This is a genomic window from Achromobacter sp. UBA2119 (genome assembly GCF_002331005.1).
GTDB lineage: Bacteria > Pseudomonadota > Gammaproteobacteria > Burkholderiales > Burkholderiaceae_B > Achromobacter > Achromobacter animicus.
Genome location: NZ_DCYD01000008.1, coordinates 270,265 through 285,737 on the forward strand (window position 1 = coordinate 270,265; position 15,473 = coordinate 285,737).

18 protein-coding genes are annotated in these 15,473 nt (G+C 59.9%); 17 read left to right on the forward strand and 1 reads right to left on the reverse strand.

The window, feature by feature from the left end:
• Positions 1–210: 210 nt before the first annotated feature.
• The 17 genes from B3098_RS05010 (at position 211) to B3098_RS05090 (ending at position 14,545) form a co-directional block, all read left to right on the forward strand.
• Positions 211–1,062 carry a ParA family protein gene (locus B3098_RS05010; RefSeq protein ID WP_175156568.1) on the forward strand — a complete coding sequence of 284 codons (852 nt, stop codon included), beginning with the start codon at positions 211–213 and terminating at the stop codon, positions 1,060–1,062.
• Positions 1,063–1,065: 3 nt separating this feature from the next.
• Complete coding sequence (locus B3098_RS05015) at positions 1,066–1,464, forward strand: hypothetical protein (protein WP_175156567.1); 399 nt, start codon at positions 1,066–1,068, stop codon at positions 1,462–1,464.
• Entirely contained in the window at positions 1,461–1,685 is a 225-nt protein-coding gene (locus B3098_RS05020) for a toxin-antitoxin system protein (protein ID WP_175156566.1), read from the forward strand. Before B3098_RS05015 ends, B3098_RS05020 begins: the two co-directional genes overlap by 4 nt.
• Complete coding sequence (locus B3098_RS05025; protein WP_175156565.1) at positions 1,685–3,328, forward strand: hypothetical protein; 1,644 nt, start codon at positions 1,685–1,687, stop codon at positions 3,326–3,328. Before B3098_RS05020 ends, B3098_RS05025 begins: the two co-directional genes overlap by 1 nt.
• Positions 3,325–3,855 carry a hypothetical protein gene (locus B3098_RS05030; protein ID WP_175156564.1) on the forward strand — a complete coding sequence of 177 codons (531 nt, stop codon included), beginning with the start codon at positions 3,325–3,327 and terminating at the stop codon, positions 3,853–3,855. Before B3098_RS05025 ends, B3098_RS05030 begins: the two co-directional genes overlap by 4 nt.
• 215 nt (positions 3,856–4,070) lie before the next feature.
• The gene (locus B3098_RS05035) at positions 4,071–4,256 is read left to right on the forward strand and encodes a hypothetical protein (RefSeq protein WP_175156563.1); all 186 of its coding nucleotides are present in this window, start codon (positions 4,071–4,073) and stop codon (positions 4,254–4,256) included.
• Positions 4,253–4,711, forward strand: a complete 459-nt coding sequence (locus B3098_RS05040; RefSeq protein ID WP_175156562.1) for a hypothetical protein — start codon at positions 4,253–4,255, stop codon at positions 4,709–4,711. Before B3098_RS05035 ends, B3098_RS05040 begins: the two co-directional genes overlap by 4 nt.
• Before the next feature lie 7 nt (positions 4,712–4,718).
• On the forward strand, positions 4,719–6,176 hold the full coding sequence (locus B3098_RS05045) for a hypothetical protein (protein WP_088588751.1): 1,458 nt from the start codon (positions 4,719–4,721) through the stop codon (positions 6,174–6,176).
• A gap of 130 nt (positions 6,177–6,306) precedes the next feature.
• The gene (locus tag B3098_RS05050) at positions 6,307–7,359 is read left to right on the forward strand and encodes a PFL_4669 family integrating conjugative element protein (protein WP_175156561.1); all 1,053 of its coding nucleotides are present in this window, start codon (positions 6,307–6,309) and stop codon (positions 7,357–7,359) included.
• A gap of 12 nt (positions 7,360–7,371) precedes the next feature.
• Positions 7,372–7,947: a hypothetical protein gene (locus tag B3098_RS05055; RefSeq protein ID WP_175156560.1), complete on the forward strand. Its 576-nt coding sequence runs from the start codon at positions 7,372–7,374 to the stop codon at positions 7,945–7,947.
• A complete protein-coding gene (locus tag B3098_RS05060) occupies positions 7,928–8,221 on the forward strand; it encodes a hypothetical protein (RefSeq protein ID WP_175156559.1) in 294 nt (97 codons plus the stop codon). Before B3098_RS05055 ends, B3098_RS05060 begins: the two co-directional genes overlap by 20 nt.
• A 97-nt stretch (positions 8,222–8,318) precedes the next feature.
• Complete coding sequence (locus tag B3098_RS05065) at positions 8,319–8,726, forward strand: single-stranded DNA-binding protein (RefSeq protein ID WP_254607200.1); 408 nt, start codon at positions 8,319–8,321, stop codon at positions 8,724–8,726.
• 695 nt (positions 8,727–9,421) lie between these two features.
• Positions 9,422–11,965, forward strand: coding sequence for a DNA topoisomerase (locus B3098_RS05070; RefSeq protein ID WP_175156557.1), 2,544 nt, complete (start codon positions 9,422–9,424; stop codon positions 11,963–11,965).
• Entirely contained in the window at positions 11,952–12,260 is a 309-nt protein-coding gene (locus B3098_RS05075) for a hypothetical protein (RefSeq protein WP_175156556.1), read from the forward strand. The genes B3098_RS05070 and B3098_RS05075 overlap by 14 nt, the downstream gene beginning before the upstream one ends.
• Positions 12,257–12,457: a hypothetical protein gene (locus B3098_RS05080; protein ID WP_175156555.1), complete on the forward strand. Its 201-nt coding sequence runs from the start codon at positions 12,257–12,259 to the stop codon at positions 12,455–12,457. Before B3098_RS05075 ends, B3098_RS05080 begins: the two co-directional genes overlap by 4 nt.
• A gap of 202 nt (positions 12,458–12,659) precedes the next feature.
• A complete protein-coding gene (locus B3098_RS05085) occupies positions 12,660–13,343 on the forward strand; it encodes a hypothetical protein (protein ID WP_254607199.1) in 684 nt (227 codons plus the stop codon).
• Entirely contained in the window at positions 13,340–14,545 is a 1,206-nt protein-coding gene (locus tag B3098_RS05090) for a tyrosine-type recombinase/integrase (protein WP_254607198.1), read from the forward strand. The genes B3098_RS05085 and B3098_RS05090 overlap by 4 nt, the downstream gene beginning before the upstream one ends.
• 258 nt (positions 14,546–14,803) lie before the next feature.
• Here B3098_RS05090 and B3098_RS05095 read toward each other — a convergent pair whose 3' ends face one another.
• On the reverse strand, positions 14,804–15,442 hold the full coding sequence (locus tag B3098_RS05095) for a M24 family metallopeptidase (RefSeq protein WP_254607197.1): 639 nt from the start codon (positions 15,440–15,442) through the stop codon (positions 14,804–14,806).
• Between the last annotated feature and the right edge of the window lie 31 nt (positions 15,443–15,473).

Consider the following 15,473-nt stretch of genomic DNA (forward strand, 5'->3'; position numbering starts at 1 on the left):
GCTGTTCACGCTGCGCCCCTTGAGCGCAGCTTCTACGAATTCCTGATATTCCATCGCCAGTCCTATCTTGCCGAATTACACGGATTCGGGTAATGTCGCCCTGAATTACACAAAATCGTGTAACACAGAACTGTGTTTTAGCTAACGATAACCGCCCTTGAACGGGTATGCAACTGGGCCGTTGGCCCCACGCCGAAATAGAGGAACGCCATGCCACACGTGATCGCTGTCGCGTCCACCAAAGGTGGAGTCACGAAAACGACAACCTGCGCCAATCTCGCGGGAATATTTGCCGATTTTGGAATGCAGGTCTTGCTGTTCGATGCAGATGAACAGAACAGCTTGACCAAGTACTACCCCATCCAGCACAGGGCCGAGCATGGCCTGACGCGCGTCGTCACTCGTGGCGGCCTCGTCACTGAAGATTGCATCAGCAAGACGTCAATCCCAGGTATCGACATCGTTTGCTCGGACGCGGTATCAGGCAATCTGCAGACATGGTTGAAGGACCGCGAAGACCGGCTTTTAATTTTGCGCCGAGCGGTCCGACGCTCCGCAGCCGTCGACAAGTACCACGTGATCATCATCGACACGCAGGGCGCGGCGGGTGAACTGCAGAAGACTGCTGCTATGGCGGCGGACGTGATCCTGTCGCCCATCAAACCCGACGTGCTGTCGGCGGCTGAATTCGCCGACGGCACGCTAAGGATGATGGACTCGTTAAACAGCCTGTCCGACTTCGGTACCGACTTCCGCAGCGGAGACTTGTACGTGGTGATTAGCGCCTTGGAGCGCAATAACAATGCACGTCAGGTCGCGGATCAGATCCGTCGTAGTTTCGCAGGCCATAAGCAGGTCAAAGGAATTCTGAACACTGTGGTGCCGCATGCCGCTGCCTATACCGCAGCGGCGACCGCACGGGTCCCTGTTCACCAGTACGACCGCCGAAAAGTCGATAAGGCGCCGTGGGACGTGATGCACCGCCTTGCCTGGGAGCTATTCCCGGCATTGAACGGCATTTATGTGGACGGTCAAGGCCAGGCTGAAGAAGCGGAGGCCTGAGCTATGAAAACCGCCACTCGAATGCTCGACCTGCCCGATATTGGTGACCTGTTTCGGGCAACCGCTCCCGCCGCAGGGGAGCAGCCGCCGCTCACTTTTTACGTGGCGGTGTCACCAGATCACGCACCGCTGGAAATGCGCCGCGCGCGCGCCGCTGCGGTGGTTCAAACAGCCCTCCTCGCTATGCGACCGATCGGCCTAGAACCCGCAGCAACGGCCCCGGCCGAAGTCGTCAGTTTCAGCGAAATGCGCCGCATGGGCGTGTCGAAGAGTGAAGCAGCTCGCATATTCGAGGACCCCGTCCTCCACCGCTGCGTCCCCCATCCCATATTCATCGTGCCCGACCCTGTGCCGTATCTGAACGCGTGGTCGGCCATTAGCTCCGGGAGGATCGAGCCGTGACTACAAACAAGGAATTAGCTCTCCAGCACTTGGATACCGAACTAGGCCTGCTGCACCGTGCAATGCCCGAATCACCCGAGCGCGCCCTGCACCTCGGGATCGTTCTGGGCGCGGTAAGTGCGTATAGAAACCTGGGCGTGCTTGGCGAAGATGATCTGGTCTTCATGGCCACCGCGCTTGCCGGTGAAGACGACAAGCTTCCGATCCTGAGGGGGCACTGATGAAGCCGGCCTCAAAGAGAATCGACCTCACCCAGATGATCGCTTCGCGGTTGAGCGAGAGGTCGCCCGAACCCGCAGCCATCGACTCGGCCCTGACGAACGTCATAACCCTGAACGTTCGGGACGATTGTCGGCTGTACGAGCGCAACCCGCGTACGGTCCGCAATGAGAAATACGACGAAATTAAGGAGTCCGTGCGCAAGCGTGGCCTCGATCAGATGATCTCCGTGACGCAGAGGCCAGGAGAGAAGCACTACATCCCGGCCAAGGGCGGAAATACCCGCCTGGAGATCTTGCAGGAACTGGTCGCCGAGGGCGAAAGCCAATTCCTGCACATGGACTTCGTTATGGTTCCTTACCGTAGCGAAGCCGCCTTGCTCGCCGCGCACATGGTTGAAAACGACCAACGTTCTGGTCTCCTGTTTTGGGACGCTGCTCGCTCGACTTTTGACCTCAAGCAGGAATGGGAACGCGAGCGAGGATCGCCACTTTCCCTGCGGGATTTCTCTGAGCTGCTTAAGGCCGAGGAGGGTATACAGGCGTCGCCGGCGCTTCTTAGTCACTACGGCTTCACCATGAAGCACCTTTCGGAGCTTGCGTGCGCTGCAACGCATCTCTCTAGGCGTGATGTACAGGACCGCTTCATCCCGGCGCGCAGCCGTCTGGCGACCGTTGCGGCCAAGCTCGGCGCCGACGCCGCTCTGGAACAGGCATGGACGCTAGCAGTCGACCACATGCGCGATCGCTACGTCGCGACAAGAGCCCTGGACTTTGCGGCATTCAATGCACGCCTCGAAGAGAACTTCGGGCAGCGTACCCAACTCGCCACTGACGAGCTCCAACGCGCGGTTTTACTCATCCAGGCTGACTCGGACATCGACGCGATCACCCTCATGCGCGATGCGAAGCGGCCAAGTTCGACCATACCTGGTTCAGCCATCGGGGATGGCACTACGCAAGGCGAAAACGTTTCATCGCTAGGGGCGTCGCTCAGCACCGATGCGGATACCGCCCCGGCGATAGCGCGCGACGAGGTAAAGACACCATCCGCCGACCGACCACGCGACCGTCGTAGTGCGTCCTCCGAATCCCCCACGGAGCCGACAGAACGACGCGCAGATAGCCGCGAAGCGGCCGAGCGCGAGCTCTGGCACTCCCTGGAGGACCTTGTCGCGGCCAGCCATCTTCAAGGGTGCCTCATGGCCATCGAGGAACTTCCCTTGCGTTTCATGGTGGAAGTCCCCGCAGACGTAGGGCAGGACCGTGGCTCCCTGCAAGAGCAGGCTCTGCAGGGGGGGGAGAAGGCAGAACGCTACTACGCGTGGTGGTGGCTTGTGCTCTTGTCGCAACAAAACACGCCAGCAGGACTGCTGGTCATTCCGGACACGGACTTTAAACGGCATGCCGATAGTACCGACGCCTGGCAGGAAGCCTGCGAGGCGCTGCTCGGCGATCCCGTCTACGCGGATGGGTCCTATCACGTCGTGAGGCGTATGACCGATCCAAGCGACGCCACTGGCCCGTTGTACCTCCGGGTGATCCAGGCCGTGCGCATGTTCAATGAAGCCTTTCCCGAGCGATCCAGCGATGCATTTTGGCATTCGGTTGGCGTGCCTCTGGAGCTGATTGGAGGTGTGTCTTGAACTTCTTGGAACTGACCCATCCGACGCTAAAGCGCAAAGCGTTGCGCGAGCTGAATCAGCAAATTCGTCGGCGCGCGTATGCCGACGGCGCAATACCCGAGCAAACGGCCGAGCTTCTCATGGCCGGCCTTCGCGACCGCGGGCTCGACGCCATGCTGCCGGCAGTGACTGTGCGGATCTACGTCGACCAGGAGGCGCTGGTGGCGCAGCAAAGCGAACACCAGCAACGCCAGCAGCATATGGAGCAGCTTCGGAAGTTCGTCCGCGCCCAAGCAAGCGGGTCGCTGATCCGAGCGCTATTTCCCTCAATACCAGCTGCGGAGGTGGAGCAGATCCGCACGCAAATGCGTTTGAGTCAGCCCGGACCAGCCGTGGAGCTAGATCCTGACGAGTACCTGCGCGTCCATAGCATCTGGAAAGAACTGCACAGCACCACTGTAGACGTTCGTGAACGATATCTCGCGCTTCACGATGCGTTCCCTCAGCACACGCTGCTGACGCTGTTTGCCGCACTTAACCAACGCTAACCGGAGGTGGTCGATGAGTTCGGAAAAAATTGCGGTTTCCACGGTCTCTCAAGCCTCTGGCTATGAAGGCGCCGTGCCTGTCACTGTGCTCAAAGGCACGCCGGCGATGCGTCCTCTTACGTACACGCTCGCAATGCGACGGGTCGTGGAGCGGGCAGCGGACCAACCGCGCATGAAGGCCATGGCGGGCCGAGTGGGCTTGGGTAGGAGCGGTCGTGGATAAGCTCTTCTTGCTACCTGCCTGCTATGTGATGCCGGCGAAAGGCGCTGCCGACCAGTATGTCGGCACGACGCTCGATTGGTTTCCTCTCGGTCACTATGGACTGCGCACAAGTGCGGCGAACGACCCGCAGTACGGTGCAGGCGAGTGGAGTGAATCGCCCACAGGGAGCCCGCAATGACTAGCTGGGACTTCGCGCTTGACCCATTCGGCAGACAGTTCGTCGCTAGAGCGGAGGCTGCCCCCTCGCCTCATCGGGACCAGGCCAATGAGCACTACCTTCTCAGGGTCTTGGACGCACCAATTACCATTCATCGGGCGTTTGTGGAGCTCGCCGGCAGTCTAAACGCCGCAGCGATCCTCAGCGACCTTGCCGCGCGCGGAGACCTCTCGGAATTAGCGGGAGACTGGGTCTATCTCGACCCGCTCGACTGGCATACACGTCTTGGGCTGTCCTACAAAGAGCAGCTCACTGCCAGAAAGTTGCTGGAGCGAAAGGGATTCCTTGAGACCCTTCGGACAGGAATGCCTCCACGTACCGCCGTGCGCGTGAATTGGCTCGCCGTAGACAAGGAATTGCGCATCCAGGCGAATAATGCCGCCTCGGCTCAGCCCTTGCCCGTCTTGAGCAGCTGAAAGTCGTATGTCGACAAATATTGCCTACGACCGCCTGTGGCTGGCATTGAAGCAAAGCCGGCCGATCGCCTTTGGTCTGTTTCTAGCACGCATGACCGGGAATCCAAAGGCGGCGATCGTACTGTCCCAACTCGCGCACTGGACGCGAACGGGGCGCGACGTTGCCCAGACCAACGGCTGGATCTTCAAGACTCAGCAGCAGTGGTGGATGGAGACGGGGCTATCCCGCGCTGAGCTGGACACGGCGCGGCGCCGTCTTCGCACCTTAGGTTTTGTTGAGGAAACGCTTGCCGGCCGGCCGGCGACACTCTGGTACCGAATGAACCTGCCGAACATCGCACGGGCTCTAGAAGTCTGCAGAAAGGAGGCTCTACCGGTCGAGCTGACATTCGAATTCATGCGCGCACCGGAACGTGCCGTACGCGATTTGCTTGGCCCCACCACTGCATACCATCGGATCCTTGCCGATTTGACTGGTGGAGTGAACGCGGGCCTGTTGCTGTCTCGCTTGCTGCAGCTGCAACGTCGATCGATCGAATCGGGATATCCCTGGTTCAGTCTGACCGCGCTCAACTGGCAGGAAGACTTGGCCTTGAATCGACGGTCCCTGGAAAACGCGAAGGCTCGGTTGAAAGAGCTTGGGCTGGTCCAGGAATTCCACCTTAATAGAGGCGCTAAACGCGTCTACACGCAGGTGGATCCGGCGTTGTTATGTGAGCTGCTGCAGGAGCAGTTCGCTTCCCAAGCGACGGCCGCTAAAAGGGCTGAGGTGGCAGGTATCGCGACAACCCGTCGCCACCAAGCATTTCAAATGTCCACAGGTGTTGGGGCGCAACTCCAACAAAATCAAAGATCTCCGCAGGCCAATGTACGAATCGAGCAAGCTGGGAATTCCCATTCGGGAAAGCCAGATTGCGCGAAAGATCCATTGCAGATAGACGGAAAAGTACGTAGCAGTTTGCAGGATTCGTCCACTTCTATAAGGGGTACGAATACATCTTCGAAAACAGATACGACCACAACCCACGCACGCGCGCCAGAAGCTGTTTTGCTGCAAAACGCGTCCGTGGTGGTTGATGTGGACATCCTACTGTGGCCAGACGTTCTCCCAGCTGGAAGCCGAGAGGGTGCGACGTCGATCCTTGGCTATGCCCCGGCCGCTGTCCGGCAGACGTTGTTGGACGAGTACGGTGCCAGGGCGAGGAGACAGGCTGTCGCTAACCCTCTCGGGTACCTACGGCGACTTGTGCTCCTGGCCCAACAAGGGCGTTTCGTACCCGAACTTGCGCACCTTGAAGCTCAACGCCGGCGCAACCTTGCAGCCGTGTCCGCCTCGGTAAGGGAAGCGGAGGCCGCTGTGACGGGTGACGTCGCACCTGCTTTGCAGCCGTCGTCGAAAGAAGAAGGCCGCGCCCGCCTGGCAGAACTGCGAGCAGCGATGGCAGAGCGGAGGGCCCGAGCATGAGTGTTTTGCAGCAAAACAAGCCGATCCAAGGAATCCGCTCCTCAGTTGACCACGGTCAGGTGGAGCAGCGTTCTTTTGGAGTGGGCCAGCATCACCCAAATAAACAAATTCAACAACGGAGAAGCGCCTGATGGCACCCAAAAAAATGGCGGTTGATTCGTCCCTGTCTGCGTTCGCGACGGCCGACACCTCCCCTTTTCCTGACCGCTACGACCTGGATGGCGAACGTCGCACCCTGGGCCCCTTGCTGGGCGAGGATGACCCCGACCCTTCTAACCCGTTCTTCGGGCGCCTGCAGCTCTTCTACGAGCGAGAAGCGGAGTTCAAGCGGATGCGCCAATCTCATGAAGCTCGTGCAGGAGCCGATCCCTTGGTAGGGAACTTCGAGGCGCGACAGATACGAACGCTGCCCTCCCTTGTCGCGGAAAGCCAAGACGTAATGTCCCTTCATACGTTGGAGGCGCTCCGGCTGTTTATGGGCAAAGCAGTTGAGCTGGGCAAGCAAGGGGCTCCCATCGCGGGCGGAAAGCGGGTCGCGGCTGCGCTGCGCTCTCTTTGGTCTCTGTCGTCTAACGACAATCCCTATGCTGATTGGGCATTGGTTGAAACGAAGGCTCGGATCGAAGACGTGCGTGCTTACATCAAGGCGGAGCAAGCGCAACTTCTTCAGAAACTGGAAGAGATGAAGAGCAAGGGCCTGACATATTCGGTTCTCCAGTCGCGCGAGCCAGCGCAGATGCAGCTTGGGTTTGCGTCTCCTTACGGCTACATGGTGGCGCTGCTCATCGTGGAGGTCGACTATTTCACCCGCGTGCTCAAGAGCGCCCAGCGCCGCGATCTAGTATCAGGCCGCCAAGGACATGCGTTGCTGCAATCCGTAAAGCACAAGTGTCGGAGCGTATTCGAGCGTGTTTTGTATTTGCAGAAGTACCTGATGAAGGATGAACTCGTAGCGCTTAGCCGCGTCGATTTTGTAGCCGGGGCCGATGTCGTCGCTCAGCAGCGTGTGCAGGCAGTCAAGAAAATCTTCGGAGACGTGCCCAAGGCGGTGTTCATGGGCGAAGACGCGCCTCGACACACGAAGCGTCGGTTGAACCTCTCGCCGGCAGAGCTGCGCCTATTGGATGCTGTGCCGTTGACGGACGAGGTCACGGCAGGCGTAGATAAGAACTTGCTGGCCTAGGTGGAGGCGATCATGTCATCACCCTCTGTAAATGCTGCGCGGGACCCCAAAGCAGGTTATTCGGCACGTCATGAGTTGCTGGTGTCGAGAACGGGTGCCGGCCTGCCGTCTTATTCGTTCTCATCCGTATCTGTGGACATAAAAGCCTTTAAGGGTAAGGGAGCGTTCCGCTCCCTGTCGCGGCAGTTTGCGAACTCGGTGGCGCAGACAAGGGATGCCATGGACGCTCTGGCGCTGGACACGACCCGTTTCGAGGCAGGGTGTTACCTACGTTTGGTCGAGGAGCGCGGACGTGGAGCGCTGGGTCGCACCCGACTGCGCTGGTGCATCCGAGGACAAGCTCGGTACGTGCGCTTCGAAGCACTGCGCGACGTTCTGGCCGGCCTACCCCCGTCGGTCGTAGAGCACTTTCGGAACTGCGAAGTCAGAGCGGCGGAGCTAAATGTGTTGGAAAACGTATTGCGCCATGCGGTCGACCAAGTGGAGTCGTATTTACGAAATGGAGCGCTGCGCCAAAGAACCGGCTTTGGAGAGCCCTCTGCCGTTTTGCTGCAAAACAGCTCGGGTAATGGTGAAGCCGATGCTTAATGGGACGCTCGGTGGCGGGGCGGCAATGGATCGGCTGATCCTGCTTCTGCTCGCAGCGGCAATGTTCGCGAACGGTCTAGCTGCGATCGGCTTGCTCGTATGGGCAATCTTCCTTTTCCTGGTGGACGCGGAAATATGGGGCATACCTTTTGTCGGATCGTGCCTCTGCCTTGTTCTCGCGGCATGGGCCCACACCGCATTCGATGATCGGATCGCGCGCGCGACTGTTTTGCGGCAAAACGCGAAACCCTATGAACGAAACCAGCAACCTTGATGCCGCTTAAGCGGGGCGACTGACCCTGTCCCAGCGTCTCACAAACCTAACGAGGACCAACTTTTTTTGGAGCAGTGATATGGCAATGAGAAGCGAAATGAGCGGCAACGTTCTGATGAACCCCGTTTTGAAGACGGTCAAAGTGAAGGGCGAAGACCGTCAGGTTTGCGAACTTCGCGTGATGTGCTCCGAATACAAATCCGACGGACAAGGCGGGTACGTGCAGGACGATGCGCGGACGTTTCCTGTTCAGGCGACGATTTGGCACGAGGGAACGGCCAAGCGCGTTTATGAAGTCGTGCGGGTCGGCGCCTCGGTCACGGTTGTCGGGGCTACTTACGTGCGGCCCTGGGTCAATGAGCAAACTAATCAAGCTGAAGCCGGTATGTGCATGGACGCCGAACGCGTGAGCTTGGGGCTTCAACGGGTGGAGTCGGTGTTGTATCGCTCCAAGGCGCAGGTTGATGCACAAAAGGCCCCCGATACGGCGCCGGCCGCGGTCTAACCAAATTTCATATTCCCAGGGGTGGCGAGGCCACCTCTGTCGTGGAGAAAGTAGAGATGCGTATCAGCACGAGAAGGCCGAAGTGGGAACAGTTCCGGGAATCGCACGTCCTGCGCGTTGGCAAAGAGCAACGGGTTCTGGGCAGAGTGGACCTTGTCGGGTCTGTCGGGTACTGGTGGCAGACGGCCGATAAAACGGATGTGGCCTACACGCTCCAGGACGCGAAGCGACGGGTCGAGGATTTGCTTAGGCTCAGCGGTGGTGTGGTCGTACTCAAGGGCGTGGGGGCAGGCCCTGTGGCTCGCGCAGCATAGGGGTCATCATGACTAAACGCGTTTTCGGAGGCTTGGGCTGGGTGCGGAGGCCCGCTGTTGAGCTCGTCGTGGGGATTGCGGTCGTGTTAAGGAGGGCGCGCAATGCGACGATGAGACCTCCGCACATCATGTGGATGGTTTGTGGCCTCGTATGGTCTTGCGGTGTCCTGGGTGCCTTGGCCGCCCATCCCTCGACGGCAGGTAAGACCGTGTATGAACGACTCGCCAAATACCTCATCGCATATGCGGCCTTGTTGCTCGCAGGGCGCGCGCTTGCGTCAGTCCGGCGGCTCGGCCGCGAGGAGATGACCAGAGCCCACTTTCAACGCAACGTTGGAACGCGCCCCGGGTGGCCGCGTCAAATTCTTCAGGAGGGTAAAAATGAAGACGCTGATAATTGCTGAGAAGCCCTCAGTCGCGCGCGACATTGCTGCGGCGATTGGTGGATGCCGGCAGGCGGGGAGTTGGTTGGAGGGGGAGCAGTTCATCGTGAGCTCTGGGATCGGTCACTTGGTGCAGCTCGGCGATCCAGAAGCTGGCCCAATGGTGGCGGGATTCGGTGGGCTCCCCCGGATCCCGGAACGGTTTGCCCTCAGCCCGATCCCTGGAACTATCGAACAACTCAAGCTCCTGGGGAAGTTGATCGCTCGCCCGGACGTAGCGCGGGTGGTCAACGCTTGCGACGCTGGCCGGGAAGGCGAGCTGATATTCAACTTGATTTACGAGTTTCACAACGGGCAAAAGCCAGTCTTTCGGATGTGGATCCAATCCATGACTGCGACCGCGATTCGCGAGGCCTACAAAGGCCTGCGGCCGGCCTCCGCCTACGCCAGGCTGGGCGATGCAGCACGTAGCCGGTCGGAGGCCGACTGGCTTGTTGGCATCAATGGGACGAGGGCTGTTTCTGCATTGTCCGAGGCGCTCACAGAGCGGCGGGAACGTAGTTCTGTCGGACGAGTCCAGACGCCTACACTCGCGATTGTTGTTCACCAAGAGCTCGCCATCCGGGCCTTCGTGGCGCGGCCATACTGGGAAGTGCATGGCACGTTCGCCGTGCAAGGCGGCGAGTATGTTGCGCGCTGGCGGGGAGCCTCCGTAGAAGGGGCGGACGGAGCGGATATATCGCACCGCATATGGGATAAATCTAAGGCTGATGCCCTCCTTACCCGATGCCGGGGCGCGGTGCCCACATCGGTGCGCGACGAGTTCAAGGAGGTGTCGAGCGCACCGCCCAAGCTGTTCGACTTGACCACGCTCCAACGGGAGGCGAATATGCGCTTCAAGTTCTCCGCCAAAAAGACGTTGGACCTGACTCAGGCCCTGTACGAGAAGCATAAGGTCCTTACCTATCCGCGCACGGATTCCAACGCGCTGCCGGAAGACTACCTTGGCAAAGCACAAGCTGTAGTGCAAGCGCTGGGCGCGAGCGCGTACGCTGAGCACGCGAAGCGCATCGTCGACAACAGTTGGGTGCGGCCGGATAAGAGAATCTTCAATAACGCGAAGATCTCGGATCACTTCGCGATCATCCCCACAGGGAAAATTCCGGAAGGGCTGAGCGATGGCGAAGCGAAAGTTTTCGACCTGGTCGTGCGCAGGTTTCTTGCGGCTTTCCATCCCTCAGCAGTCTTCGCCAAGACTGAGCGAACAACTGTCGTGGCCGGCGATGCATTCATTGCATCAGGCCGCGTGCTTCAGGAGGCGGGTTGGATGGCTGTGTACGGCAAGGAACACGATTCGGAAGATGATGGCACATCTCTTTGTCCCCTTGTGGTCGGCGAGAAGGCTTCAAACGCGGGCATGAAGCTGGTAGCGCAAAAGACGAAGCCGCCCACTCGGTTCAACGAGGCGACATTGCTTGGTGCAATGGAGACAGCGGGAAAACTGCTGGAGGACGAAGAAATGCGGGACGCGATGCGCGATCGTGGTCTCGGCACCCCCGCAACGAGGGCTTCCATTCTAGAGGCGCTTCTTGCAGATCAAGACCGCGCCAAGCGCCCGATCGAGCCCTATCTAAGACGGGAAGGCAAGGAGCAGCATCTCGTGCCTACTGAGAAGGGCATCCAGCTCGTTCAGTTCTTGGAGGCAAACGGCCTCGAAGAATTGACGTCGCCCAGGATGACCGGCGATTGGGAGTGCAAGCTTCGACTTATGGAGCGCGCAGAGTATGACCGCTCCAACTTTATGGCCGAATCTGCGTTGTTCGCACGGCGTCTCGTGGATACGCTCAAGGCGCGCGCCGCGGCGGTTCCGCCGGCGCCAAAGAAGGCCCTTGCTGCTCCCTGCCCGCAATGCGGGGCTGGTCTAGAGGCCAGCGCGCGCCAGGTGCAGTGCAGCAAGGACTGCGGATACCGACAGCCCAGGTCGATTGCCGGACGCGAGCTATCCGATGCTGAACTGACTGCGCTTTACATCGATGGCAAAACAGGCCTCCTTGAAGGCTTCGTTAGCAAGGCCAAGCGTCTGTTCAACGCCAAGCTTAAGCTGACTGCAGAACGACGGCTGGAGTTCGAGTTTGAGCCCCGTGCGGAGCCTGTCACTGGTGCGGGCGTCACTGCAGGCGGCACCCAGAAGATCTATCCGTGCCCGCTGTGCCGCAAGCCACTAAGGCTTCGGCAGAGTGCGAAGGGGGCCTTCTGGGGGTGTGCGGCTTATCCAGAGTGCAAACACACACAGCCGGACGACGACGGCAAGCCGGGAGTCCGCACCTCGGCCGTCGCAGCGTCAATGCCTCCCGGGGAGGTGGCTCAGGCATCAGCCAGGAGGACGGTGCCGGCCGGCGCGGTGGGCTCCGGGTGTCCGACCTGCGGCTCCGGCCGGCTTGTTAGCCGCGCATCCGCGACTTCCGATAAGCGGTTCCTAGGCTGCAGTAAGTTCCCGCAGTGCCGCCACTTCGAATGGGAGAAGGGAAATGGCAAACCTTGATGTTCATATCCGATTCAGATCGGCAATTGGATTGATGGGCCAGGTCTCCCTGACGTTTGATGAGGGCGATGGGCGCACTCGGGCGTTTGGCAGACTTGCGATCGATATGGGTCTAGGGAAGGCGGAACGACCTGTCACAGCGAAGCTTGATGTCGCGTCAATGCGGCAGCTCGTCGACGGAATGATGGAGGCTATTTATGCGATTGAACGGACAGAGCGCCTATACGGCCACATGACAGACATCAAGGCGCCGAACACCGAAGAATGGTCCGCCTTGAGAGGAGGTGTCGCGTGAGCTTCATGGTTCTCGGTCTTGTCATTCTGGCAGTCAGTTTGGGGGTGGCCATCGCTGCGGTGCTGCGTGGACGCTTGGGGTTTTCCTGCCTGATGCTGGGCGTTGCGGTGATGGCTGTGGTGGGCGTCATCGCCCTTGAATACGACCAGGCCAACGCGCCCGCCGCACAAGGGTTTCAGTCGAAATGGAACCGCTAGGCCAGTCCATTGGAAATGGCTATTGCTGAGGCCTGTTTTGAAGCAAGCGAGATTGCTCGCACTACCGTACACACTGCGCGGTGTGTACGGTTGCGAAATCGGTCCGTAATAAATATGACGATTTTCATGATTGACATTCCGGGGACAGAGGAAAATGGGTAGGCCGTCATTTCAGCTAACGGATGACCATGCCAGGCGAATCATGAAGGCGATAGGCGATTTGCAGGTATCCTTTCCGGCCGCTTCGGATAACCGGGCATTTCTTGATGGGCTGATACGAGTCATTTTGGACGTCACGGGTCGCTTTTATGGCGTGCCAACATACCAGCGGATCTTGCGCGCCTACGCTCCGTCGCGAAGACCATCCACCACGACCATTTTGTCCGTACTGGTCGGGGTGCAGGGATCTTTCGCCAGCTTGCCGGCGCCCGGCAGTGAACCGGTGCCCAGCACTGCTACTGTGCCTCGCGCTGCGGCGGCAACTCCTCGGCAGGAGGAGCCGACCGCGGTTCGGCTGCTTGCAGTGGAGCTGGAGGAGCATCGCCGCCAGCGTCGGCTGTTGGAAGCTGATATCGCTCGGCTCGAAGCTGCGATACTGGAACAGAGTTGTGAGCTGTCGCGCGCCCAGGGCGAAGTGGGTAGTGCCGAGCGTGCGCTCAACGCTATGGCTGATAAGTTGGCGGAGCTGGTGAACACAGTGACGCACGTCACAGAAGCGGAGAAGGGTGGGCGTGCGTTCGCCCTGCGCGCGATCGAGGCCGCACGAGCAGAAAGCCGCCTATGGCGAGAGCGCTATGAAGGTCTGCAGGCGCTCAGGAAGGAAGAGCAAGCGCTGCTCGACTCGTATCGTCGGGCCGCTTTAGGGGCCGCAGGGGCCGCGCGATGACTGTGCTGGTGGAGATCCCTTCCCTTTCCATTGCGCGCGATCCTGAGGGCTCTCTATGCGTTCTGGGGGCCGTTCGCGACGACTGGGACGCGGCCGAGCGTTGGATTCAAGTGCTTGCGGCGCGAAGGCCCCCCGTAAGTCACCATACTTTGGCGAACTATCGACGCGAAATTGCCCGCATCCGGTGGTACTGCGAGTTGGTGCGGTCGGATGGCCCTGGGCGCTGGTCCATTCCCGACGTGACGGGTTATCTCGATTTTCTGCGAGACAGATCGGGTGAGTATCTCTGCGGCAGACGCGCCGCGCGCGCCGGGGATATCGACTGGACACCGTTTCGAGCCAGGCTTGGGGCATCCGCGCTGGCGAATGCGCAGAAGGTCTTGCATGCGCTCCTAAAATTCTGGTTCGAGGCGGGGTACCGGCGGGCTAATCCAATGGCATCGATCGGAAGTGGCGGAGGAGTAGGGCGTGAAGCGCCGCGCCGGCATGCGGTGCCTCCCGATTTGATCGACGAAGTGGTGGATTTTATGGAACAGATTCCATGCACGTCAGTTGAGAAGAAGCTGATGTTTCTGCGGGATCGATTCGTCATTCGGTTGCTGCAATTTACCGGGATGCGCGCAAGTGAAGTCGTGTTAGCCAACATGGGCGACGTGGAGTTGTACGCGGACCCAAAGACCGGTCGTGCGCATTGGTCCTTGTTGGTGAAACATGGCAAGGGCGGAAAAGTCGGACGTGTTGCGGTCCCAGCTCGGGTAATGGACGATCTCCGCGCGTACAGATATGCGTTTGGCTTTCCGCCAGAGCCAGTGTGCGGCGACTCCACCGCGCTGGTCTTATCCACGCGGACTCGAAAGTTGCACCGGACGGACCGAGCGCCGCAATCTGTGGTGGGGCGACGAAGTCAACGGCTGTGGGCCGAGGTGCGCCGGCGCGCGACACTCTGGGACATTGTGTGTGGCGCGTTTGTTCGTTGTGCAAAATCGCTGCGTGAAGCGGGGCGCGAATCCGAGGCCGCGTTGCTGGAACGTGCGTCGACGCATTGGCTTCGACACACATTCGGCCGCCAGCTGACATTGCGCGGGGTGGACGTCCGAGTTATCGCTAAGGCCATGCGGCATGGCGACGTTCGAACGTCCATGGCCTACACGGAGCTGGACTTTCTGGACGTCGTGAGAGAGCTCGAAAGTCCTCGACGATAGGGCGGGCTGTTGGTGTTGAAATTCATCCAACTTGAGATTTGGTTCACGGAAGTTGACGTGGCCCGGTACAGCCTCCAATACAAGAGCTCGGTCCGATGCTCGTCCGCTCCTGGCCGCGAGCCGTCCTTGCCGAGAGGCCGAGAACGACCCAAAGCGGTCGCTCCGCCAGGAAAAAAATGAAGGATGGGCGCAGCCCCCATTCAAGAGGGGCCTGCGATGAAAGCAGGGAACGCGGGCGGAAGAACCCGCGCTTCTGTGTCACATGCACACTTGGTAGCTCGGCTCGAGTTTGCTCAGAACCTCCGGCGCGCCAGACGCTGATACAACTAACGTGTGACCCAAGGACATCGCCAAATTTTTAGGCGTATCAACGAGTATGGCGTGTAGGAACAAGACCATGCCCGGCTGGGCTATGGTTCCATTCTCGGCGAAGAGCAAGGGTGGAACGTCCATCCAGCTGGGGCGAAAGGTCGCTCCGAGTGAATAGCCGCAGGCCGCCATGCGCGCATGGCCGTAGCCATGCCGGTCGAACACACGGCGATGAGCTTTGTCGATATCGCCCAATGGATTGCCCGCGATCGCGGCCGCGGTCATCGCGGTCAGCGCCTCCAGAGTGATCTCGAACATACGCTCCTGCTGAGGATTGTGCTTTCCGATCGCCACAGTCCGCATAAGGCAGGCGCAATAATGCCGGTAGCTGGCGGCGAACTCTAGTGTCAGTTGGTCTTCCTCGTCGAGATGCCGGTAGCCCGTAGCTGTACGCACCAACAAGGCGCGATCTCCGGATCCAAGGACCGGTCCCCCCGGAGGTGGATCACCGCCACCCCTGAATTGAACGGCCGCGCCGGCCGCGGCGATATCCCCCTCAAACGCGCCGGGACGCGCCGATTCCAGCATAGCGAGCAGGGAAGCGTCGGCCAGGCTCGCA